Raw genomic sequence first — 23,921 nt, forward strand, 5'->3', positions numbered from 1 at the left:
ATTATAAAATAAGAATGTAATTGAATGTTGAGAGGGAGTAAAACGACTCCCTTAGATGTTAAATATAATTTAAGGGTTAAGCAAAATAGGTTCTCCTAGCCCTAATTCTTTTAATCTTTCGAATTGTGTTTTTGCATCACCTACAACTAAATAAATCATTTTTTCAGGATGTAAGTAATCATTAGCAAGCATTTTAATTGATTCAAGAGTCATATCTTTAACAATTTCTTCCTGCTGTAAAACATAGTTTTGGGTTAGGCCATATTGGCTCATATGTTTTAAAATGGATAATTTAGCATTAAATGTTTCGAATTTACGTGCATTACTTTTTAAATAAAAACTTTTAGTTGTGGTTAAATCTTGCTGATTAAAATCTGTTTGATAGTTTTTAACCATGTCTTTAATAAGCGTTATAGCTTCTAATGTGACATTACTACGTACGCCAGTGCTAATTATAAACTTCCCTGTTATTGGCGAACCATAAAAGCCAGAGCGAATATTATAGGTATAGCCTTTAGCTTCACGTAGTTCTTGGGTGAGCTTAGAAGCAAAACCTCCACCGCCTAACTTGTAATTCATAATGTTTGCGCTGTAATGCTGACTATCAGAACCTTTTATTGAAGGGTATCCAATTCTTAACTGAGATTGCTTTGCATTAGGAATATCGTAAAAAAACACTTTAGAGTGCTCAGGTGGATTAACGGTTTCCAATTTCGGCAGGTTTAAATATTTTTTAGGCCATGTTTTGGCCAGAGGTGCTAAAGATTTGAGTACAGCTGATTTTTTGATATCACCAACAATATGAAAACTGCTTAAATTAGGTGATAAATTTGATTCATAAAATGTTTTTAAATCATTTAAAGATATTTTGTTTATTGTTTTAATTGTTCCCAGTGAGTTATTTGCTAATTTATGATTATCTGGGTAGATAAGTTGAGCCATTTTAATATCTGCAATTTGACTCGGGTCAGTTGCCTGTTGTTTTATTTGGCTGATGACTTCTTTTTTTGCTAACGCAAATTCATCTTTATCCCACCTTGGCTGTAATAACATTTCTGTTACTAAATTAACGGTAGCCTGATGATTACGCGATAATGTTTTAGCCTGGACCATGATGCTTTCTTGTGTTGCGTATACTTTAATTTCAGCTCCAAGTTTTTTGATAGCTTCTTCTAGTTGCTTAGGTGTTTTATTTTTTGTGCCTTTATTCAATAATTTAGAGAGTAAATTAGCTGTACCCGTTTTGTCTGGTGAATCAAATAAAGCACCACCTGACATTTCAATATTGAACTCAATTAAAGGCATTTCTGAATTTTGAATACCAAAAATATGCATGCCATTAATGAGTCTATTCTGCCAAACATTGGGCGCTGTTAATGAAGAGGGGTGGCCATATTGGGGTTCTTGTGTGCGATCAAAACTAGAGGGGCTTTTAGTATATTGCGACTTCTTCGACGCATCAAAGTTTTGCTCTGCACCTTTGACTATTTTTTCTTCGATTACTTTTGCTTGAAGAGAGTCTTTTAATGCAAGTGATTTTTGACCTTTAGGCACAAAACTGGTTGCAATGTAATGCTTGTTTTTTATATATTTATCATAAACTCGCCAAAGATCTGCTTTGTTGACGTTAAGCATATGTTGAATATCTCTATTAATAAAACCAGGATCTTTAGTAAAAATATTATACTGTGCTAATTGAAACCCCTTACCGAGTACACTTGACAAGTTACTGTAAAAGTCAGTTTCTAGCTTTGCTTGTATCATCAGTAAATCATCATGAGAAAACCCATCGTCTTCGAAGTCATCAAACGCTTTTGTGAGTGCTTGATTAACATCGTTTAAGTCTGTTTTTTCAAAAGCGCGTACGCTTAACATCATTTGCCCCGCAAGTTCAGACTGGTAATGGGTCATATTTACTTTTGAAGTCAGCTTTAAATCATCAATAAGCTTTTTATTTAATGGCGCTTTTTTCCCCTTGGTGAGCAAATGCGTTAAAATATTAAGTGCATAGCTGTCTTTATGATATTGCGGTGCTGTTGGCCAAGTTAAAGTGAGTTCCGGTAGTTTTGCAAAGTTATCTTCGTGATATCTTTTTTTGGTCTTTTGTAAACTAATTCTGGTTTTTTGTAATGGCGCTATTTTTTCTGACGGTTTTATTTCATCAAAATAATAATGAACCCACTCTTTTGCTTGTTCTTTATTAAAATCTCCCGAAATGACTAACGTTACATTGTTAGGCACGTACCATTTTTTATAAAAATCTTTAACATCTTGCAATGTTGCGCTTTGTAAGTCGTCTAAAGATCCTATCACTTGCCAGCTATAAGGGTGTCCTTTGGGGTAAAGGTTTTTATCTATTACATATTGTGTATGACCATAAGGGCGATTATCGTATGTTTGGCGTTTTTCATTTTTTACAACTTGCTTTTCTTTGACTAAAACTTCTTCAGTGACGGTATTAATAAAAAAGCCGAGTTTGTCGGCTTCAGCCCAGATCATTTTCTCTAACGCATCATTGGGAACAGTTTGAAAGTAGTTGGTGCGATCCCGGCTTGTTGAACCATTAGCACCTGAGCCCCCAATACGGGCACTCATTTTATCTAAACCACCTTTGCCTAAATTTTCAGACTCTAAAAATAATAAATGTTCAAATAAATGAGCAAATCCAGTTCTTCCCGGTAGCTCTCGTGCAGACCCTACATGTGAAGTGAGTGCAACTGCAACCACGGGATCTGAACGATCAATATGAAAAATGACTTCAAGCCCATTATCAAGTACAAACTTGTCATATTCTATATTAACTAAATTAGTGGCTATTGGTGTTGTGACTGTTTTTTCCGGTGTTGTACATGCCATAATTGATACAAAAGCGGCAAATAGTGCAACTGTTAAAATGTTCCGTTTCATTTGGGAGGGCCTTTTTGAAACTTGTTGTTAGTTTTCATTATTATGTATGTAAATATCTAATATTACCAAAGAGATTTTTGGCTTCAATTCTTATATGCAAACTATACTAAAATATTGCTCTATTGTTATAGGATAAATGTGTATTGAAAATGATTTTTTTGATGCTGATATTGATACCTGAAATTGGACTCTCGTGTGAGTTTAAAATCGGTGTGAGAGAATACCCGCCTTATACCTATCAAAACGCAGATAAGTCATGGGCTGGCATCGACATTGATATGTTTAACTATTTAGTTGATGAGATTGGTTGCGATAAAAAGTATATCCGTATTAATTTTGGACAAGCATTAAAGCTATTAAAAGATGGCAAAATAGATGCTTTAGCACAAATGTCTAAGATTGAACAAAGGCTTAACACAGTACACTTTGTTGGTCCTACTCGCAGTGAAACATTAACCTTAATTGTGTCAAAAAAGGTACCAGAAACAATTAATCATTTTTCAGATATTGCAAACCACCCTTATATTTTTGCTAAAAGAGAGGGGACATTCATTGGTCATGAATTTAATAAATTAATGCAATCAAATATTCATTTTTCAAGTAAATTTATTGAAACCAATACTGAAACACCCAGAATTAATTTAGTATTAAAGGGCAGAGTCGTTGGTTTTTTTGATGATATTAAATTTAATCAATACATGCTAAAAAATTCGCCCCAATATCAAAATATGAAAATGCATCCGTTAAAAATTGATAATGGATTGATTTATTTCGGTTTTAGTAAAAAAACAGTTTCGCAATATCATATTGAAAAATTACGAAATGTATTTTAAAAATTGTCAAAATAATTTTGTTCAATGAAGTCATAATTATTCACGTTTTATGAGTCGTTATTTAATCTTAAAATCATATTTTGCATATTGTTACATATTTCGATGTCGCTGATAGAGAAAAGCATACTGATTATATTGACTTTTTATTTACGCCAAGTAGGCTACTTTAAAAATAGCTGAACTTCAGCTGCGATTAACGGGAAATATAATGTCTTACCCTTATTTAGAAAGTGTTTTATTGGATTTAACTGGTATTGATACTGGTACTCAGTTTATTCCTATGTTTGGTTTATTAGTCATTTCTGCATTACTGATTTCATTGCACTTTGGTAAAAAGAAGCTTGCAGAAGTTAATATGAAAGGCCTAGATGGCGAATATTTTGAAACAACCATTTTTTATGCTTTTGTAGGAGGGTTACTTGGTGCTAAGTTATTGCATGTTTTTGAATTTCGTCAATACGGCATTGCAGAGCAGTTATTTTCTCGAGGTGGATTTTCAATTTATGGTGGTTTGATTTTAGGGTTTATAACAGCAATTTTTATGCTCAAACGTAAAAAAATAGCCATATTGCCTACAACAGATATAGCTGCACCTTATTTAATGTTAGCTTATGGTATTGGCCGCATTGGTTGCCAAATTTCAGGTGATGGTGATTGGGGACAAAAGGTCAATATGGCTGCAAAACCGGGTTGGTTACCAGATTGGTTTTGGACGCAAACCTATGAGAATAATGTTGCAGGTCAAATTATTGCGGAACCTGGCGTATATCCAACTCCGTTATATGAAACTTTACTCGCTTTTGTAAGTTTCTTCATATTACGTGCGTGCTTTAAATATAAAGCCTCGGCGATAGGTTTTACTTTTGCCGTTTATTTAATTTTATCTGCTGTGAATCGCTTTGTAGTAGAGTTTATTCGTATCAACCCAAGGTATGATGTACTAGGTTTTGAATTATCGCAATCTCAGATTATTTCCCTTGTTGTATTAAGTGCGGGTATATTTTTTGCTATTAAATCTTTTAAACACAAATAATGCCTTCCTAATATATTGGCTGTTTATACAGCCAATATATTTACTCTAAAAAGTTAATTCAGTGTGTTTCTTTATTTCTGCTAAAGTTATCTTGCGTATTAAGTATTTAAAATCTCAACAAGCAAGGTCACATTAATGTATCCTCATGGCACTTTACTTTAAAACTATAGAACCATATTGTTCATACTCATGCCAGTGGTGGGCTTACACCTGAAGCCGTTGAAGCACTACCTATAACCTTAATAAATTCAAGAGGCTTGGTTTTATGGCAATTGCTGTTAATATTGAGGGTGCTTTTGGTTCCTTTTTAGATGCGAAGATCTTAAATTTGGTCGACTTGCCAACAATTGTTAGTAAAAACCAAAATAAATTATCTGAACTTATACTTAATTATATAAAGTAAAATTTCATAAGTAATCTTAAAATAAACTTTGAGATACTCTTGATAATTACAGCGTATCATTTTATCTTTTTTGAAAGGGCCATTTGGCCCTTGATTATTATAAATTACTGCCCTCTTTATCAGTCGCGATTAAAGGTTTGTCATCGGGGAAGCTAGCAATATTTTGCTCACTTACAACCCAAGGTGATAAACATTCAGAGCTTTCAGTACATGGATCTGTTAGTGCATGTAAAAAAGCGACAATTTGAGTGACTTGTTCAGGTGATATTCTAATATTTCTACGAAGAGGCGCTCTTGCCAAATTAGGTTCTCTTTGTGCTTGCTCTAAATGACTGACCGTTGCAATGGAGTTTGCATAAGCGTCAGGGTATAGGGTTTCACAATCTTGATTGTTTTTTTGCATTAAATCTAGCACTTGAGGTAACTGACAAAACCCTGCTATTTGCCCATTACTAAATGGCACACCGTTTTGTGCTGCAAATAGGTTGTCGATTGAACTTCTAGGGTTTGCATAATGAGACACTACTTGTGTTAGATTTTGAAAGGCGCCAGTATGCCCGTAGGGGGCTGTTTTTGCGATATTCAACAAACTTGGAGTGCGAAAATGAAAACGTTCCGCTTGATTATTTGTGACATTTTCGCGACCAAAATCATGACTGGTTCCTGTATTGCTTGCATTACCTGTACCTGGTCCAATTTGAGGGAATGCAACTAAATGATGACGAGAATTAGAAAAAGTAGGCCCGTTATGACAAGCTGCACAGTTAGCACCGCCATCTCTGCGTCCTGAGAAAAACAAAACGGCGCCGGCTTTTTGTTCATCGGTCAAAGCGGCATTATCACCATTTAAATAAGCATTCCATGGGTTATTTACAAATACCATAGAGCGCTCATATTCACCAATTGCCTCTGCAATACGGTTAAAATTGACATTACTATCACCAAAGGCTTGTTCAAAAGCAATAGGCCAGCTACTTACAAATTCATTGCTTGAGTTATTAAAGCGTTCAGTTAATGCTGTTCTTAATGATTCATTGTCGATATCGGGAATAAACTGCCCACGCATTTCTTCTATTGATGTGACTGGGAACCTAGCTTGAGCTGCTGCTAGAGTGGTGTTTTCAGGTAAATTTTCATCAGGTAAGCGTCTACCATCTTGATTTAATGCAGAATCAGGTGTGGTGATACGACCGTTGCGTCTTGTTTCAACACGACTATCCCAAAAAAGGCCTCTGTTTAATAAACCAATATTAAAAACCGTTGGTGCGTTTCTTGGCACTGCTGGTAGATTTTTGTCTTGGGCGCCATTAAAGCGACCATGTCCTAATAAGTCATGCTTAGATTGATTTATTTCATCAACCGCTTCTACGCCAACAGATAAAGACAAATTATCACCGCCGCCTAAAGCCGGATGGTGACAACTTACACAAGCTGCACTTTGCTCCCCACCAAGATTTTTAGCAAAAAACAACTGTTTACCTAACTGTGGTTTGGGGTCTGTAATTTGAGGTAAATTAAGCTGTTCATTTGATGTGCCTGCTAAACCTAATTGTAAAACAAGATTTTGTAATCTTTGCTCTGCCTCTTCAAGTGGAATTGGAGCGCCACCACCGCCTGGGGGACGATTATCACCACCGCCTGGGGGGCGATTATCACCACCGCCTGGGGGGCGATTATCACCACCGCCTGGGGGGCGATTATCACCACCGCCTGGGGGGCGATTGTCACCACCGCCTGGGGGGCGATTATCACCACCGCCTGGGGGTCGATTATCACCACCGCCTGGGGGACGATTATCACCATCACTTGGCGGTGCATTAGCTGATATAGTGTCATGTGTGCTTATTTGATTTGCTGCTAGCGTCGAAAATGAGATGAGACCACTTAAAATGAAACTACGAATTAAAATATTTTTCTTCATCATTTTACCTCAAACGATATTTTAGGGGGGCAATAAAGACTTTAAACTGCAAATGTGTAAACAATGTGCATCAAATGTGCAAATTTATAGGAAGCGCAAAACAAAGCTATAAAAAAAGCAGTAGGTGATTTAAATTAAGAGCATAGTATTGTTTTTTTCTTTCTTGGCTGATTTTTAATAAATGAAAATTCATATCAAACTGTTTTTAATTATTTTTACCTTTAGTTTATTTATGGTCGCCAGCTTAGTGCTTTTAATGCAATGGAGCTTAGGTAAAGGCATGATTGACTATGTTAATACCAAGGAGGTTGAATTATTAAAGCCACTTACTTCAGAGTTAACAGATATTTATAAAAAAAGTAATTCTTGGTCTGAACTTGAAAATAGGCAAAGGCAATTCCAGTACATGATTAATTTACAGTTAAACGATAGTGAATTTGAATCTCCAAAAAAGAACAGACCCCACAGGAGACATGATCAAAAAAGACCGCCTCTTATGAGAGGGGAAGGTAAACAAATTAAAAGAAATAATGACGGTTTTTTTGAGCAAAGAAGGCCTCCTCCAAAAGGTGGTTTTAGAGCACAAAATAACAGTCACCCGCCAAAGCCTCCAGAACATAGAGTCAGTTATGCTGTGTTAGATGCTAATAAAAATTATGTCGTTGGGCATTATATAAAAGATAGAGAATATGCTTATACACCAATTGTGTTAGATGCAATTACAGTCGGCTACTTAGTTGTCTCAAAAAGAAATAAATTAACCCAAGGTTATGAACTTGATTTTATTAAAGAGCAACAGTCTTATATCTGGTTCATTGCTTTAGGCATGATGCTATTTGTAATCATCATTACTTTACCTCTGGCAAGGCATTTAGTACAGCCTATTAGGCAACTAACCTTAGGTATGCATAAATTAACACAGGGTAATTATAAACAAAACTTAGATGTAAAACGCCAAGATGAATTTGGTCAACTTAGCCGTGACTTTAATGAGCTATCAAAAACATTAGAACAAAATGAAACCGCTAGAAAACGCTGGTTAGCTAATATTTCTCATGAATTACGCACGCCAGTGGCTATTTTGAAAGGAGAAATAGAAGCGATGTTAGATGGTGTCAGGCCCTTATCTTTAGGGAATATAAAATCAACTCAGGAGGAAGTGACACATCTGCAAAATTTAATTGAAGATTTACACCAGCTGACGAGTGCCGATATTGGCGCAATGAAATACCGTAAACAAGAGTCTGATTTAACCGACTTGGTTGATAAAGAGTCTGCTCGATATCAAGGGTATATTGCTGATGCTGGTTTGAAATTTAAATGTCAAAACGCAAAAAGCTCAATTAATGTGTATATTGATCACACTCGAATTTGCCAGTTACTTGATAACTTAATTAATAATGCCATCAAATATGCAATTACAGGAACGCAAATTAAGTTATGTCTATTAAGAACAAATAAAATGGTACAAATTATTGTCGAAGATGATGGCCCTGGTGTAGAAGATACTCATTTACCGCATTTATTTGAACACTTATATCGCGTTGATAATTCACGTAATAGAGAAACGGGTGGCACAGGTCTCGGATTGTCTATTTGTGCTCATATTGTTGAAGCCCACCAGGGCAGCATTGAAGCGAAAAAGTCTGATTTAGGAGGGCTAAAAGTTATTATTCATTTACCACTGAGTTAAAAAATATTTTACTAATTCAAGATATGTGTAAGGGTAATTAAACTCATCGTGGTCTAGATGCGCATTTGTATTAATGCTTCTTCCCTTAAAAGAGATGCACATAATAGTCGACGATAACAATTCTTATCGTTATGATTAAAAAGTCTTATTTCAAAGTAGTTAAATATTCGTGAATACAAAAACTGAAAGTCAGATATTAATTGTTGAAGATGAAATTAAATTAGCTAATTTATTGGGAGATTATTTTACTCAAGCACAATTCAAACACCATTGTATTCACGATGGATTACAAGTAATTGATTGGGTTAAAGTAAATAAGCCTGAAATTATTTTATTAGATGTGATGTTACCTGGTAAAGATGGTATGCAAATTTGTCGTGAAATACGTCAATTTTCAGATGTGCCTATATTAATGGTAACAGCAAAAGTAGAAGAAATAGACAGACTTTTAGGTCTTGATATTGGCGCAGATGATTATATTTGCAAACCTTTTAGTCCCAAAGAGGTGGTTGCCCGAGTCAAAGCGATTTTAAGACGTACCCAAGGAGAACTTGTAATTCAAAATGGACTATCGTTAGATGAAAATCGTTTTGAAGTTAATTTAAACGGAAAAAAATTAGCACTTACAGTAGTTGAATTTCAATTGTTTAAACCCTTATTTTCGGAGCCTGGACGTATTTTTTCACGTGAACAACTTATGAATAGTATGTATTCAGATAATCGTATTGTAAGCGACCGTACAATTGATAGTCATATAAAAAAATTACGTAAAAAACTCAATGAAATTAGTCCTGAGCAGGAATTAATACAATCAGTTTATGGTGCAGGATATCGTTTAGTGAATTAATCATTATCTGTCTATATGGTTTGTGGTATTAATTTATATTTTATATCTATACTAAAATGTAATTGATATTAGAAAAAGCAACTTTATTTTGAAATTATCGATTTGTTATTTCTCAATTTTAGTTTTAACGCCATGTGTTTTTGTCAATGGAGCAGAACTACAAAAAGATTTGTTTGATTTATCAATAGAAGATCTTTTTGATGTTAAAGTTGAGGGGTCTACATTAACAACTGAAAGTTTAAAAACAGTGCCTTCAGCTGTTACTGTTTTTGAATATAAAGAAATTAATCGTTTGGCGGTAGGCACATTAGATGAATTAATGCCCTTAGTACCTGGCTTTCAATCTTATCGCACAGCAAGTTCTTCAGTACATTATCCATTCTCTTCAAGAGGTAGGCGAATTGGTAGTCCAGCTTCAGAAATACTCATTTTAATCGATGGTCAAAGAATAGAAGAGCCCAGAGTCAGTGGCAGCGCTGTTATTATGCCAAAAATATCATTGAATAATATTCAAAAAGTAGAATTTATCAGAGGGCCAGGTGCGGCAATTTATGGTTCTAATGCCATGATGGGTATCATAAACATGCAAACTCGAAAAAAAGAAAATGAATTTTCATTCAGCTTTGGCAGCTTTAATCGAAAAAAAGCCTATGCCTTGATCACAAATACAATGGGTGATGTGACATTAGATTTGTTTTCCCAGATCAGTGATGACAAGGGGGATGATTTTTTCGTTAAAGATACATTTTCAGGCAATAGAATATATACAGACGATCCAAGGAAACAATTTGATATTAATTTCAAAGTTTATTCAGATAAAACACGATTAAGCGTATCTCATAATCAATTCTCATCAAAAAACTTTTATGAATTAGATCGTATTTCAAATGGTATTAATTATAGAAAAGGTCAACTCAGTACTATTTCTTTTAAACATGCATTTAATTGGTTGTCTGTTAAATCACATTTTTGGTCTAGCTTTAGTAAATCTAATGCAGAAATTGCTTCTCAGTTAACGGCTCCGGGCCAGCTTGTCGATTTTAGTGTGCCATCAACAGATGATGTTTTTCTTATTAAGGCTATTTTAAATGACTATAAACAAAATAAAGTGCAGTGGCATAATGACTGGGCAATAAAAGAAAACGCAAACTTAAAATTTGGTTTTGAATTTAGACATATAAAAGCCCCTGAAGGTTATTCATTGGGAAACTTTAATCTTGAAGATTTATCAAATCAAAAATACCCTATACCTTATTTTGGTGAGTTATCACACTCTGTTGTGGTTCAGTTAGCATCAAAAAGGGATATTTTAGGTGCATATGTACAATATCAACAAAGCGTTTTTGAGTCATCTAACTTAACTTTAGGTGCGCGTTATGATGACTTCTCACATATAGGGTCGCAACTGAGTCCTAGATTGTCTCTTGTGACACAGCTAAATAACAATCAAAGTATCAAGTTTCTTTATGGCCAAGCATATAGAGCTCCCACAGAAAATGAATTAAATTTAGTGAATAACCCGGTAATAGAAGGAAATTTGAACCTGAGATCTGAAACTTTAAGCAATAGTGAAATTATTTGGTTAGGACAATGGTCTAAAACGGGTTTATCTATTGGCTATTTTGAAAACCATTTTAAAGATTCAATTATTCAAAATAGTACTGGCAATGGATTGATATATGATAATGCCGAACAAGAGGATGCCAAAGGGCTTGAATTTGAGCTATCTCATGAGGTGAATGAGAACTGGCTGATAAAAGGGACATATTCTAAGTTTAATTCTAAACAAGATTTATCTTTTAGAGAAGCAACGGAATTGGCATCATTAATGGTTAATTATCAGTACCATAATTTAAATGTGAATTTCATTTCTTGGTATCAAAGTTCCCGTGAAATGGCGGTTGAAAGTTCTAATAAAAAACGAATAAAATTAGATGGTTATTGGCTAGTATCAAGTAAAATACAGTATAAACTTACTACTCATCTTGATGTTTATTTTCAGGCAAAAAATATATTTAATGAGGCTTATTTTACGCCACCAGCTAATGCAGTACTTGAAGAGGGAGTTGCAAATAGAGGTAGAGAAATTACGTTAGGGATCAAATGGTCATTTTAGCGTTGTTGTTTTATTGATGTATGCAATTTATATGAGATTTTCATAACTGAGAGTGTGCTAAAACGACAAAAATGAGTATTTCAAATAATAAGTTTCTATTTTGCTATAACTGTATTCATTCAATACTAGATCTCTCAAGTATGCTGTGTACTCTATCCTTTAATGGTGGTAATAATTCAGCTTTAAACCAAGGATTACGTTTTAACCAAATATTATTTCTCGGGCTTGGGTGCGGTAAAGGTATTATTTGAGGCCAAAAATCTTGCCAGTTTTTAACATTATCAGTGACTTTCTTAGACATTTTTTTTAATACATTATTTGATGATTTTGGCAAATGGTAAGCTTGTGCATATTGGCCGATAACAATTGTCAGTTCTATATTTTTTAATTCATTTAAGAGCTTTTCTCGCCAAGTAGATGCACATTCTGCTCTTGGTGGTAAATCACCTGATTTACCTTTGCCTGGATAGCAAAACCCCATAGGCAAAATTGCAAATTGTGTATCATCATAAAATACTTCTTGAGTAACACCTAACCACTCTCGTAATCTATCACCGCTGGCATCGTTAAAAGGTAATCCAGTTTTGTGTACTTTGAGACCTGGAGCTTGGCCGGCAATTAAAATTTTAGATTTATGGGATAGTTGAATAACAGGGCGCGGACCTAAAGGTAGGTTTTCTTGGCATAAAGTACAAAACTTGACCTGTTCGATCAGATTTTCAAGCATTTTTTAACTCACTTAACATGAAGGCTAACTTGTCTATTTTTACATTAGATAATTGACGATAATCAAAATATGGGCAAATAATCAGTTTTTGACTTGTATCTATTGCAAATTCATCATCTAACCAAACTAAATGTGTTTTTAACTTATCTGATGCAATTAATTGTTTTGCATATGTTTTACCGCAAATAATATGTAGTGTATCTGTATTTTCATTTAATTGTGGTGGGCTAAATAATAATGCGGTCTTACTATTAGTTTGAAATAAATAGTTATCGCGATACATTTGCCAACTGGGGGCTAATGATGAATAAGCAAAGTCTTTAGTATTGAGTGCATATAGTAGTTTTGCATATACATTAAAGACCTTACGCCAACCATTGCCACAGGCTTGTCCAATTGCATGAATTTCACCTTTATTCAGTGGTGAAACCTGAGTGATATCTTGGTATTCGCGCATGTTTGGTTTATTGGCAATATAAACAGCAAAGTTAAAATTATTACAGCCAAAACCGCTTGTCATTTCCATCTATGTGGCCCCAAATAAAAAGGTATGAATTTCGAGTTATTTTATGATATTAAATAGAAAAATACTCTTAAATTGTATGAACTGATTATAAGTGAGTAAATGTTATCTCAAATTATGCGCACTTGTCGCAAATCTGATTTTTACATTATGCGTTATTTTACACTCCTGCTTTCATATATGATGTAATCAATGTCATATTTAGGACGGTATCTTTGGCAACTTGTAAACTGTATGTCAGAATCTAGAAAATAAAGTAGGCTAAAATTAGAACCGCAAGCATTTTAAAATCAAAGCAATCAATTTTGGACGCTACAAATTGCTGGGTGGTTAGGATATGCAATTGTGAGGAGTTTAATTTTTGTCTATTCTAGGGGCTTTCATTATATTCTCCTGACCTGCTGGTGATTGCTGATTGAAATTTTTAATAAGAAAAAAGCCAGTAGTCAGCTGGCTTTTTTTGGTTGGGTTGTAACTATGATTATGTAAAACTGTATTTTAGTGGTATCTCAACTCTTGTACTTTCCCCCAAAAAACACGATAAGAAAATGCGGTATAGCTGAAGATCACAGGCACAACGATTATGGTGCCCCATAATAAAAAGCTTAAAGATTCAGGGGCAGCAGCGGTTTCCCAAATTGTGAGCGTATTAGGCACTATGTAAGGAAAAAAGCTGAAGGCTAAACCAAAAAAACATAAGGTAAAGATCACTACGGCCGCAACAAATGGACGCCAGCATCCTTTGTCATTTTCTTTAGGTAATTGTTTTAGTTGTATGTGGCTAAATATAAATAAAGTAAAACACATGAGTGGTAGCGGTAAGATAAACAGGGTATTAGGCCAAGTGAACCATTTTGCATAAACCTCGGGGTTTATGAGCGGGTTAACTAACGATACGGCAACAACACCGATAAAACAGATCAAGCCTGATTTTTGTGCCCATAGAACGGCTTGTTTTTGTAATTCCCCCTCTGTTTTCATTATTAACCAACACGCGCCAATGTAACTATAAGCAGCAGCAACACCAAATGCACTTAGTATACTGAAACTATAGGCTGCTAATGTACCTTCAAAACCCATTACATACATGCCCAACATATAACCTTGACTTAGGGCTGCTAATAAAGAACCTGCTTTAAAAACTTTGTTCCAAGTGGGTTTATGGCTAAAAGCTGCTTTAGCACGAAAATCAAATGCAACACCACGCAATACCAAGCTAATGAGTAGCACTGCAGTTGGTAAATAAAGCTCTTTAAATATAAAACTATGTGCTGCTGGAAAAGCAATCAGTAATAAACCAACAGCGAGTACAAGCCAAGTTTCGTTTGCATCCCAAAAAGGCCCTATTGACGCTATCATGGTATCGCTATCGTCTTTTTGATCTAGTGGTAGCAGTATGCCTACACCTAAGTCATAGCCATCTAAAATGGCATAAAGTAAAATTGATAAACCCATTAAGGAGACAAAAATTACGGCTAAAGTATTTGCTTCAAACATAGTATTACTCCTCAACTGCTTTATTGTGGGTGCTAATAACAGGCTTTACTTTTTCATCATCACTGATCTCTTCTATTTCAATCGCGCGACCTGCCATCGTAAAAACAGTATGTAAATAAGCGGTCATAAGCACTGCATATAAAATAAGATACATAATCAAAGTTAAACCTACATTTTCAGGTGCAATATCAGTTGCTGCATCTTTGATGGTTAATACACCTGTGACTAACCAAGGTTGACGGCCAATTTCAGTTACGTACCAACCCGCTAAGGTCGCAATCCAGCCTGAAAAGCTCATTGCAACTAAAGCTTTTAAAACCCAAGGTGGTAATTGATTTTTACGCCACAATTCAAAACGACTAAACCAGGCAATGGCCAGCATTAACATGCCAAGGCCTACCATAATTCTAAAAGCAAAAAATACAGGTGCAACAGGAGGATGATTACCTTCAAATTCGTTTAAGCCTTTTATTTCTCCGTTCACATCATGGGTTAAAATGAGACTTGCCATATTAGGGATCGCAACTTCAAAATGATTGGTTTTTTGTTTCTCATCTGGAATGGCAAATAGCAACAAAGGTGCCCCTTTTTCTGTATGCCAAACGCCTTCCATTGCTGCAATTTTTTGTGGCTGATGTTCTAGGGTATTTAAGCCGTGCATATCACCAATAAATATTTGTAATGGTGTGAGCAGAGTTGCGACGCTCAGTGCTATTTTGAGTGTTAACTTTGGTGCTTTTTTATCATCACCTTTTAGTAAACGATAAGCACTAATACCTGCTACTAAAAATGCTGCGGTTAACCCTGATGCAACGACCATGTGCATTAATCTATACGGAAATGAAGGGTTAAATATAATGGCAAACCAATCTACTGGAAATGCCACTCCATCGCGCATTTCGAAACCTTGCGGAGTTTGCATCCAAGAGTTAAGTGCGAGGATCCAAAATGCGGATAAGCTAGTACCAATGGCGACAATTAAGGTTGATAAGGTATGCACTCGGGCTGAAACACGATTGATTCCAAATAACATAATCCCTAAAAACCCGGCTTCTAAAAAAAATGCAGTCAATACTTCGTAACCTAATAATGGTCCTGCAATATTGCCTACTGTTTCCATAAATTTGGGCCAGTTAGTACCAAATTGAAATGACATGGTAATACCAGTAACAACACCAATGGCAAAGGTTAGGGCAAATATTTTGACCCAAAAGCGATAAGCTCGCATCCAAACGGGCTCTGCGGTTTGATCAAAACGCAATTTGAAGTAGAACAAAAACCAACTCAAAGCAATGGTAATTGTTGGGAATAGAATGTGAAAACTAATATTAGCGGCAAACTGAATGCGTGACAGCATTAAGGTTTCTAACATAACTTACTCCATAAACCATATTAAACACGACGCATGTGTTAACGGTTCTAAGTTTTAAAGTGACGATTGTTTTGGTAAAAATAGTAAATATTTAGTATAAAAAAAGGTCAAGCAAAATACTTAACCTTTTTTAATAAATTTATCTTTCATATCGATGACTTTGCTCACACCAGCACCAAGTTTCATTAAAGTATTGAGTTTGTCTGGGCTCATGCTTTGTAATTCACCAGCCCAATGCGTAATTGTTTCAAGCAAATCATGAATTTCATGCATTTTTTCTTGAGCAAACAGCTCTTGTTCATTCGCTGGTTCATCTAATAAATTATCACGCAATAATGACAAAGTAGGGTCAACTTCGCGTTTACGGCGCTCTTCAAATACACGGGTTGCCATTTCCCATATTGTGCCAGCAGGAGAATAATATTCTTTTCTGTCTTTGGGTTTATGGTGTACTTGTACTAAACGCCAAGACTGTAGCTCTTTAATGCCCATGCTAACATTGCCTCGAGAAATATTAAGTGCTTCAGATATTTGCATTGCACTAAGTGCTTGCTCATGAATGATTAACAAACCATACATTTGACCAACAGTACGGTTAAAGCCCCAACGACTACCCATTTCGCCACAGTGCATAACAAAAGATTCAATTTTAGCTGTCATCAACATAAAGTAAGTTCTGAAGTTTCAGTATTTTCTGAAAGTTTAAACCTATCATGATTTAGATCAAGCTTTTTTTGAATGTTTGGGAATATTCTTTCAAAACTAGATTCTTGTTCTTTAGGGTTTTTGAGAATTGAGTGTGGTATTAGACGGATTTTGTAATCAATCAGTAGAAAGTGCTTTTGAGTAATAGAGCAAACTTAATAAGTTTAAAATCATAAAGCTCAGATTAATAGTTGTTGGTTGTATCTTGTACTAATAAAGTTAGAACAGAAAATCAGAGCTAACTTTAATTGTTATTTAAACTGGTTGCCGTTCAACTTATCACTTTTAGAATATATTTTGTTACTGGCTAAAACCGTATTTTAATTTTATAGAGTTTAATGTTATTCCTCTTATTCCTCTTATTCCTCTTATTCCTCTTATTCCTCTTATTCCCCTTATTACACTGTATTAGAATTCGAAGGTTGTACATCTGCGTTTATTTGTTTTGTAGTTTCTTTATTATTAATGAAGCTACTTTCATAGAAATCACATAGCACATGCAATGGAACTGGTGTTCTGTTTGAACGACAAGCAGTTAGTAAAATAGGTTCAAGCTTCTGTTTTATAATGGATAAATTAAAAAAATCATTAGAGCTTTGACATTCGTTGAATACTTGATCTAGAAGCTTGTCTTTATCTAGTTGAATCGAGGTGAGTTCTGCCCCATGCAATTTATTTTTAATATAAAAGTGATGCTCTGAGTCATCTTTAGGATACCAATATAACATAGTACAGTGTTGAAAATGTTGATTTACAAACTTCAAAATTTCATCATTTAAATTATCAAGTTTATATAATGCCGAAAAGATAGCTAATGTAGGATAAAGAATGCTTGCTTTAGTAACTTTATGTTTATATTTTATATCCGTTGATGCTGGATGTTCCAAAAGCTCATAAAACTTATTAATATTTGATGGGTATTTAGCATTACCTGTATAGCTAATAAATGACAAGTTAATTAGGTGTGAAATCCATTCTGCAACAAAAGAATCATGTTCGTTATCATAGCTTAACAAATAAAGAGCTAAGAATATGTCTATAGCTTGGTCGTCTTTATAAGGCGATAATAATAAGGGGTTGTTAATTATCATTTCTTTAATCGAGCTAGTACACTTTTTGATTTTATCAATAATGTTTTTGTTTTCTTCAGGTTTTAGGGTAAAAAGTTTATTTTGTAAATGAAGACCATAAATAGCAAGTCGGCTTAACAAATCGAATAACTTTAAATTGACACTTACGTCGCTTTGTAAACCAATAGCTACAGATATCCCATGTTTGATATTCGTATAAGGCAGTATTTTATTTTCAATATAGTCAGATGAAATCTTATTATATGTATTTAAGATAGAATAATATGCTTTCATATTTTTATTGTTTTTACCTTGATCTTTTTTTGCTATTTCCCAAGCGAATAAGATACTTTTTTCGGCAGCAAGGTATGCCGTTTCTATATTTCCAAGATCACGACCCCAAGAATATAATATCCATAAACAGACATTTATTTGGCTCAACCGTTTAGGTTCATCAATACTTTTATATTCTAATATCATATTCAGCAATATAATAAAGTGCTTTATTGAAGCTTCTGGATTATCTATTAGTGCAAGTGACTTCCTAAAAAGCGATTGAAGGGGAGATGTTAGTAACTCTTCGTTTAATAGGTAATCCTCTATATAACCAGCAAGCTTATCCCCGTTCCAGTTCTCAAAACTAATATTTCCTTGAGTATTTCTCTTTTCATAACCAGCAAGATCTTGTTTAACGTTCGTATTTACATCTCCTCCAAAACATGGACAGATCACTATAGGCTTATCTATATGTTCAGGTGGGATTCTGGAAGGTATGTATGCATCTAAAATTTGTTCTAGCGAGGGTTTAAGGGATTGAGGAGAGCTAGACAACCAGGTACTGCGAGTTAAATTCCCTTCTTTTACTGAGAATAAGTAAACACTCTCAACACCATTATTTATAGAACCAACAGCTGCTATATCTACGCCAAACTCAGGGGTGCCACGCATTGGCTTTGTATATACATTTAACCCCATTTGACTTAATAGGTCAGGTAAAATCGCATCTAGCTCCTCTCTTTCCAGCAATAGTCCCAAATATTCCTTTATGATAAGTTTCATTTAACCTCTCCATTTCTAAAAGCATAAAGCATATAGTTTAAATTAATAGGATCTAAGGTCTCTAGCTGAGGAAATTCCATTGAAAAGCTATGAGAGTGAAGTTCATGTTCTGATCTAACTGCTTTTCCAGAAGAGCGGGTATATTGTGTTATAATTTTATTAGAATAAAGTAGATGTACTTTATTCGAAAAAAATAGTTCAGTTAGAGCTCCTTTAGGGGCTTCTTCATAACCTTTTTCAAACTGTTGGTTCATATAGTTATTGTGTTGCTCATAATGGCTAAGGGGAGCAAATAGTTCAGGAATGTGGATCTGCCTTAGCTGTAAGAAATGTTGTTCCATTTTAGATTTCAATATTTCTAGTTTATGACTTATTTCAGGATCTTTTTTTTCAATTATAAGATCTAAATATTTACCCAACTCACCAGGGTAGCTGATCAGTAGAGGATCGAATAAAAGCTTTTCTACTTCTATTTGGCTTTTTTCATCTACTATTTTTAGAATTGAAACTAAGTAACTAGCTATAGTTATCGGATGTGTGAAAAGCCAGCCAAAGGCTTTTTTAGCAGCTTTAATTGGATTTTGTTGATTCAATTCTGAAATATATTCTATCTCTAAATTTTTGTTATTTTTTTGACTTATCAATTGATACGCAATTTTTGATAATAGGTACTCTTTAGATAAAAATAGTTTTGTAAGTAAGTAAGAATAAGATTTTGGATTTTCTGCTATTTTATGTGAAAAACTTGAAAATAAATCAATATTAATTGACTGATTATTTTTAATAAATTCAAAAAAAATTTTTGACGGGTAAAAATCGTCACTACCATTTAATAGGCCATATAAAAATAGATCTAAGTTAGCTACAAATCGTGTATTATCGCTAAAATTACCATGAATTAATTTCACAACCTTAAAAATCAGAGACTTATTTAGGTAGGTTTGGTGATGAGAAATGTTATTAAAAAAAACTTCAAAAAGTTCTACGTTATCTTTCACAGGAATGATTGATAAAACTTCATCGTACGATGTATCCTTTTTGAATTGTGATATCCAAAATATAACATTAATTAGTTCTGACTTGATATTTTCGGAGCTCTCTGTATTAAACTGTTTTATAAGCTCAGGGATTTTGAAGTTATCTATTTCTTTTTGAGTTTTTAAACTATATAAAAACATTGATTCTATGGCGCTTTTACGATGAAAATCTACTTTGGAACATAATAGTTTATTAGTTATACCTATATATTCTTCATAGCTAATCTCGTAGTAAGCAGTTAGGAAAAAAACTAATAAATCAGAGTCTAAATTAGGGTCTATTCCACTTTTAATAATTTCTAAAGTGCTTACTAAATCCTTACAATTTTCTTTGAAGTAATTTATCAACCCATCCCTAGCCCAATAGCAATTAGATATATAAGAGTTACTTTTTGATAAATGATTAATACAATTAATTACTTCAGATATAGGCGATTGTAAATGAGATAGAGCTTTATTGTAAATTTTTCGAATAGTATGAGAGTTGGCTTCCTCGTTCTTTGATATATCAATTTCAGAGAGCATAAAATTTAAATTGAATGTATTATCGTTATGAAGTTTTACAATTTCATTTGCAATGTTGATTGTTTCTTCATGATCCAAATGTTTTTCATGAAGTAAAAAATTTTTAATATTACCTTGATTGGCATTTTCTAAAATTTGATCTAAATATGACACTGTTAGTCCATTAACATCTTTAAATTCTGATAATTACATCACTTTTTTACTATTATTGAAATGAATTTATACGAGATTGCTCAATAGGCATAAACTTTATAGCCTAATTAGGTCAAGGTGTCTTTGGCAGTTTAATTATTCTAAAAATAAAAGCTGAAGTAAAAGTAGGCTTATAATGATTTTAGCTTCAAAGCTGCCTTTAGGTTCTAAGCCACTTATTTTGTGGTAAGTGGCTATGAAGGATTTCAATAGGTTTTTAACCATAATTTTCTCTGATTCACTACAAACGTAAAATCACCTTAAAGAATACAAATTAGTAAATTTTATTTAGATAGATCATATGATTAAGACTTATTTTTATATATAACATATATTTATTTGATACACTAAATTTAAGATTAATTTGGGTCTGTTCAGTATTATTTTTCTCAATAATAGCTTTAAGAAAATATGATAAGCAGTTTTAAAAAAAATATAGTTATAGGACATTCATGCCAACTTTTGATTATTTTAAGCAAGCTCAAAGTTACTATGCTCAATCGCCCGCAATAATTCTAGGGAGTGGGGCTTCAGCAGCCTTCGGCATGTCAGGTATGGGGGCATTAGCTGACCATCTTAAATCTAGCGTGGATAACTCAAGTTTAGAGGCGGATGAATGTATTGAGTGGGATAAATTTGTCACGCTACTTGATAAAAATGTTGATTTAGAAACTGCACTGCACCAAGTCAACTTGTCAGGTAGATTGACGGCGGAGGTTGTGAGAAACACATGGTCATTGATAACCCCTGAAGATTTGAAAATTTTCAATAATTCATTGAGTATACGTAATTTTTTTCCTTTAGGTCGTTTGTTGAATGATTACTTTAAAAGTACCGCCACATCTATTGATATTATCACGACAAACTATGATCGTTTAGGTGAGTATTCGTGTGAGCAAGAAGGATTTCACCATTACACAGGTTTTTCTCATGGTTTTAGGAGGCTGTTAAAAGAGCCTGAATACTTACGGTGCGAACGAGTAGTTAATATTTGGAAAGTGCATGGGTCACTTGATTGGTTTAAGTCAAATACGAGTGAAGTTGTTGGGTTTGGTAATGTTACAGAAATACCTAATGATTTTACTCCTCAAATAGTTACACCAGGAACTGAAAAATATCGTATTACTCACTTAGAGCCATTTCGAACCATTATAGCAAAGGCTGATCATGCAATAGAGAATGCTAAAAGTTATTTAGCAATTGGCTTTGGGTTTAACGATCAACACATACAAGAAAAGCTCATTCAAAAATGTTTGAGAGATAAAGCTAGTATTACAGTAATAACTTATCAATTAAGTGATGCTACTAAAGCATTTTTATTTGAAAGTGGCATCGAAAACTTTATCGCAATAGAGCGAGGCTCCAATGATGATGAGTCAATCATATATTCATCCATGATTGACTCACCCATTACAGTAGGCGAAGACCATTGGACATTACATGGTTATTTAAATTTAATTCTTTAAGGAGAAAGTATGCCTCTATTTAATTATTCAGACGATGACGCTTTAGGTAAAGTGATATCGGTTGATACGACAACAGTTATTGTAGAAGTTGATAATGCTGAGCTTTTAAAACGATTACAAGTAAATCGTTTGGCAGTTTTACAAAGTAGTAAACAAGGACAGCATTTAATTGGGTTAATAAGCCAAGTTACTAGAAAAAAAATTGGTGAAATATTAGATGATAACGATTCTGAAGCGCTAAATGAATTAAATTTATGCAAGGTTGCATTAATTGGCACATTCTTAAACCGTGATGGTGCAGAGGCAAATGTATTTAGGAGAACTTTAGAAAGCGTTCCTGAAATCGATGCAAACTGTTTTGCTTTAGAAGGCGAAAACCTGACGAGCTTTATGCGTATTCTATCGAAAGTAGGTAACGAAGCTACTTCTTTAACATTAGGGCACTATACTCTAGATGATCAAGCTACAGCATACTTAAATGGAAACAAGTTTTTTCAGCGACATGCTTTTATCGGTGGTAGTACGGGGTCAGGTAAGTCGTGGACTACAGCAAAAATTATTGAACAGATGGCAAACCTAGAGGCATCTAATGCAATAGTTTTTGATTTGCATGGTGAATATGAACCATTAAATCAAAATGGAATTAAACATTTTAAAGTAGCTGGCCCCGCAGATATAGAGGCTGGCCGCACACTGATGGATGGTGTTATCTTCTTACCTTATTGGTTATTGTCATATGAAGCGCTTGTATCTATGTTTGTAGAACGAAGCGACCAAAACGCTCCTAATCAGTCAATGATAATGTCTAGAGAAGTTAACGCTGCAAAACAGAAGTATCTAACCAATGGTGGACATACAGATGTGCTTGATAATTTCACCGTAGATAGCCCCGTTCCATTCGATATTCAGGATTTAATCACTGAACTCAATGATATTAATACTGAACAAGTACCTGGAGCTAGAGCTGGAACAACAAAAGCAGGTGAGTTTAACGGAAAGTTGAGCCGCATGATCGCACGTTTAGAAAATAAAATGACAGATAGACGGTTAGGTTTTTTATTTCAAGGTGGAGCAGACACTATGCAGTTTGGTTGGCTTGAAAGTTTGACAACTGCATTGATGGGGAGTAGCTCTGAAAATGGGACTGGAGGAATAAAAATAATCAACTTCTCTGAAGTACCCTCTGATATTTTACCCCTTATAGTGTCTTTAGTTGCTCGGATTGCTTTTTCCCTACAGCAGTGGACGCCATCTGATTTAAGGCATCCTGTGGCACTTATGTGTGATGAAGCTCATTTGTATATGCCTCAACGAAATACAGCAGGAGCATCAGATGATATTTCTTTGGATATATTCGAACGTATAGCTAAAGAAGGGCGAAAGTATGGTGTTAGTCTTGTTGTTATTAGTCAACGCCCTTCGGAAGTAAATAAAACAATGCTAAGTCAGTGTAGTAATTTTATATCTATGCGATTAACTAATTCCGACGATCAGTCCGTTATAAAGAAATTGTTACCTGATAGCTTAGGCGGATTTAGCGATATTCTACCAACGTTAGATACTGGTGAGGCATTAATTGTTGGTGATGCTTGTTTGTTGCCAAGTCGAATACGTATTGATGAACCTATAAATAAAGTAAACGACTGGGCAAATACACCTAGCCCAGTTTTACATTCCAGGGCAGAATGGCATCCAAGTTTTCAGGAGCATGGATAAGATGCTCAAGGCAATGACTGATGTAGTCATATGGCACCAATCCGTTTGCTTTGGCTGTTTGGACTATGCTGTAAAGTACCGCACTGGCTTGTGCACCATTGCGTGTATTACTGAACATCCAATTCTTTCTCCCGATAACAAATGGTTTAACCGCACGTTCGGCACGATTGTTATCAATATCCAGGTGACCGTTTTCAACATAGCGGATCAGTTTTTCCCATTGATTCAAGGCATAATGGATTGGCTTGCCGACTGCGGTTGTTGGTGGCGTATGAATCG

17 protein-coding genes are annotated in these 23,921 nt (G+C 34.5%); 7 read left to right on the top strand and 10 right to left on the bottom strand.

Annotation, left to right across the window (positions count from 1 at the left end):
- Positions 1-69: 69 nt before the first annotated feature.
- Positions 70-2,907: a M16 family metallopeptidase gene (locus tag BM088_RS11890; RefSeq protein WP_091983979.1), complete on the bottom strand. Its 2,838-nt coding sequence runs from the start codon at positions 2,905-2,907 to the stop codon at positions 70-72.
- Between the two features lie 161 nt (positions 2,908-3,068).
- Between BM088_RS11890 and BM088_RS11895 the strand changes: the two genes are divergently transcribed.
- Positions 3,069-3,740 (top strand): substrate-binding periplasmic protein, encoded by a 672-nt coding sequence (locus BM088_RS11895; RefSeq protein WP_177208026.1) that lies wholly within the window; start codon positions 3,069-3,071, stop codon positions 3,738-3,740.
- 208 nt (positions 3,741-3,948) lie between these two features.
- Positions 3,949-4,773, top strand: coding sequence for a prolipoprotein diacylglyceryl transferase (locus BM088_RS11900; RefSeq protein ID WP_091983984.1), 825 nt, complete (start codon positions 3,949-3,951; stop codon positions 4,771-4,773).
- Positions 4,774-5,273: 500 nt separating this feature from the next.
- Here the strand turns inward: BM088_RS11900 and BM088_RS11905 are convergent, their stop codons facing one another.
- Positions 5,274-7,097, bottom strand: coding sequence for a cytochrome c peroxidase (locus tag BM088_RS11905; RefSeq protein ID WP_091983986.1), 1,824 nt, complete (start codon positions 7,095-7,097; stop codon positions 5,274-5,276).
- 181 nt (positions 7,098-7,278) lie between these two features.
- Here BM088_RS11905 and BM088_RS11910 point away from each other — a divergent pair, with 181 nt between their 5' ends.
- The 3 genes from BM088_RS11910 to BM088_RS11920 all read left to right on the top strand — a co-directional run bounded on the left by BM088_RS11910 (position 7,279) and on the right by BM088_RS11920 (position 11,753).
- On the top strand, positions 7,279-8,790 hold the full coding sequence (locus BM088_RS11910) for an ATP-binding protein (RefSeq protein WP_091983988.1): 1,512 nt from the start codon (positions 7,279-7,281) through the stop codon (positions 8,788-8,790).
- A gap of 169 nt (positions 8,791-8,959) precedes the next feature.
- Positions 8,960-9,637, top strand: coding sequence for a response regulator (locus tag BM088_RS11915; protein ID WP_091983990.1), 678 nt, complete (start codon positions 8,960-8,962; stop codon positions 9,635-9,637).
- 88 nt (positions 9,638-9,725) lie between these two features.
- Positions 9,726-11,753: a TonB-dependent receptor plug domain-containing protein gene (locus BM088_RS11920; protein ID WP_091983992.1), complete on the top strand. Its 2,028-nt coding sequence runs from the start codon at positions 9,726-9,728 to the stop codon at positions 11,751-11,753.
- A 115-nt stretch (positions 11,754-11,868) separates the two neighbouring features.
- On the opposite strand, the gene BM088_RS11925 is transcribed toward BM088_RS11920, so the two are convergent.
- From BM088_RS11925 to BM088_RS11955, 7 genes are all read right to left on the bottom strand, one after another.
- The gene (locus BM088_RS11925; RefSeq protein ID WP_091983994.1) at positions 11,869-12,480 is read right to left on the bottom strand and encodes a uracil-DNA glycosylase family protein; all 612 of its coding nucleotides are present in this window, start codon (positions 12,478-12,480) and stop codon (positions 11,869-11,871) included.
- Complete coding sequence (locus BM088_RS11930) at positions 12,473-13,006, bottom strand: DUF6942 family protein (protein ID WP_425439305.1); 534 nt, start codon at positions 13,004-13,006, stop codon at positions 12,473-12,475. Before BM088_RS11930 ends, BM088_RS11925 begins: the two co-directional genes overlap by 8 nt.
- Positions 13,007-13,501: 495 nt before the next feature.
- On the bottom strand, positions 13,502-14,500 hold the full coding sequence (locus tag BM088_RS11935) for a cytochrome d ubiquinol oxidase subunit II (RefSeq protein WP_091983997.1): 999 nt from the start codon (positions 14,498-14,500) through the stop codon (positions 13,502-13,504).
- A 4-nt stretch (positions 14,501-14,504) separates the two neighbouring features.
- Positions 14,505-15,872, bottom strand: coding sequence for a cytochrome ubiquinol oxidase subunit I (locus tag BM088_RS11940; protein ID WP_091983999.1), 1,368 nt, complete (start codon positions 15,870-15,872; stop codon positions 14,505-14,507).
- A 120-nt stretch (positions 15,873-15,992) separates the two neighbouring features.
- Positions 15,993-16,538, bottom strand: a complete 546-nt coding sequence (locus tag BM088_RS11945; RefSeq protein WP_091984001.1) for a GbsR/MarR family transcriptional regulator — start codon at positions 16,536-16,538, stop codon at positions 15,993-15,995.
- A gap of 437 nt (positions 16,539-16,975) precedes the next feature.
- Positions 16,976-18,706 (bottom strand): hypothetical protein, encoded by a 1,731-nt coding sequence (locus tag BM088_RS11950; protein ID WP_091984003.1) that lies wholly within the window; start codon positions 18,704-18,706, stop codon positions 16,976-16,978.
- Positions 18,703-20,421, bottom strand: a complete 1,719-nt coding sequence (locus tag BM088_RS11955; RefSeq protein WP_091984006.1) for a hypothetical protein — start codon at positions 20,419-20,421, stop codon at positions 18,703-18,705. Before BM088_RS11955 ends, BM088_RS11950 begins: the two co-directional genes overlap by 4 nt.
- A 491-nt stretch (positions 20,422-20,912) precedes the next feature.
- Between BM088_RS11955 and BM088_RS11960 the strand changes: the two genes are divergently transcribed.
- Positions 20,913-21,926: an SIR2 family protein gene (locus tag BM088_RS11960; protein WP_091984008.1), complete on the top strand. Its 1,014-nt coding sequence runs from the start codon at positions 20,913-20,915 to the stop codon at positions 21,924-21,926.
- Positions 21,927-21,935: 9 nt separating this feature from the next.
- On the top strand, positions 21,936-23,642 hold the full coding sequence (locus BM088_RS11965; RefSeq protein WP_091984011.1) for an ATP-binding protein: 1,707 nt from the start codon (positions 21,936-21,938) through the stop codon (positions 23,640-23,642).
- On the opposite strand, the gene BM088_RS11970 is transcribed toward BM088_RS11965, so the two are convergent.
- Positions 23,584-23,921, bottom strand: a 338-nt coding sequence (locus BM088_RS11970; protein WP_143085069.1) for an IS66 family transposase, incomplete at its 5' end; no start/stop codon positions are given. The two genes, BM088_RS11965 and BM088_RS11970, sit on opposite strands and share 59 nt — an antisense overlap.

Origin of the sequence: Pseudoalteromonas denitrificans DSM 6059 (assembly GCF_900112265.1) — a bacterium.
GTDB classification, from domain to species: domain Bacteria; phylum Pseudomonadota; class Gammaproteobacteria; order Enterobacterales; family Alteromonadaceae; genus Pseudoalteromonas; species Pseudoalteromonas denitrificans.

What these genes read in the sequence shown, in the direction of transcription:
- BM088_RS11930 (WP_425439305.1), bottom strand. Translation starts at nt 13,006, where the DNA reads ATGGAAATGACAAGCGGTTTTGGCTGTAATAATTTTAACTTTGCTGTT.
- BM088_RS11940 (WP_091983999.1), bottom strand. Translation starts at nt 15,872, where the DNA reads ATGTTAGAAACCTTAATGCTGTCACGCATTCAGTTTGCCGCTAATATT.
- BM088_RS11905 (WP_091983986.1), bottom strand. Translation starts at nt 7,097, where the DNA reads ATGAAGAAAAATATTTTAATTCGTAGTTTCATTTTAAGTGGTCTCATC.
- BM088_RS11925 (WP_091983994.1), bottom strand. Translation starts at nt 12,480, where the DNA reads ATGCTTGAAAATCTGATCGAACAGGTCAAGTTTTGTACTTTATGCCAA.
- BM088_RS11960 (WP_091984008.1), top strand. Translation starts at nt 20,913, where the DNA reads ATGCCAACTTTTGATTATTTTAAGCAAGCTCAAAGTTACTATGCTCAA.
- BM088_RS11895 (WP_177208026.1), top strand. Translation starts at nt 3,069, where the DNA reads ATGCTGATATTGATACCTGAAATTGGACTCTCGTGTGAGTTTAAAATC.
- BM088_RS11945 (WP_091984001.1), bottom strand. Translation starts at nt 16,538, where the DNA reads ATGTTGATGACAGCTAAAATTGAATCTTTTGTTATGCACTGTGGCGAA.
- BM088_RS11965 (WP_091984011.1), top strand. Translation starts at nt 21,936, where the DNA reads ATGCCTCTATTTAATTATTCAGACGATGACGCTTTAGGTAAAGTGATA.
- BM088_RS11950 (WP_091984003.1), bottom strand. Translation starts at nt 18,706, where the DNA reads ATGAAACTTATCATAAAGGAATATTTGGGACTATTGCTGGAAAGAGAG.
- BM088_RS11935 (WP_091983997.1), bottom strand. Translation starts at nt 14,500, where the DNA reads ATGTTTGAAGCAAATACTTTAGCCGTAATTTTTGTCTCCTTAATGGGT.
- BM088_RS11900 (WP_091983984.1), top strand. Translation starts at nt 3,949, where the DNA reads ATGTCTTACCCTTATTTAGAAAGTGTTTTATTGGATTTAACTGGTATT.
- BM088_RS11890 (WP_091983979.1), bottom strand. Translation starts at nt 2,907, where the DNA reads ATGAAACGGAACATTTTAACAGTTGCACTATTTGCCGCTTTTGTATCA.
- BM088_RS11910 (WP_091983988.1), top strand. Translation starts at nt 7,279, where the DNA reads ATGAAAATTCATATCAAACTGTTTTTAATTATTTTTACCTTTAGTTTA.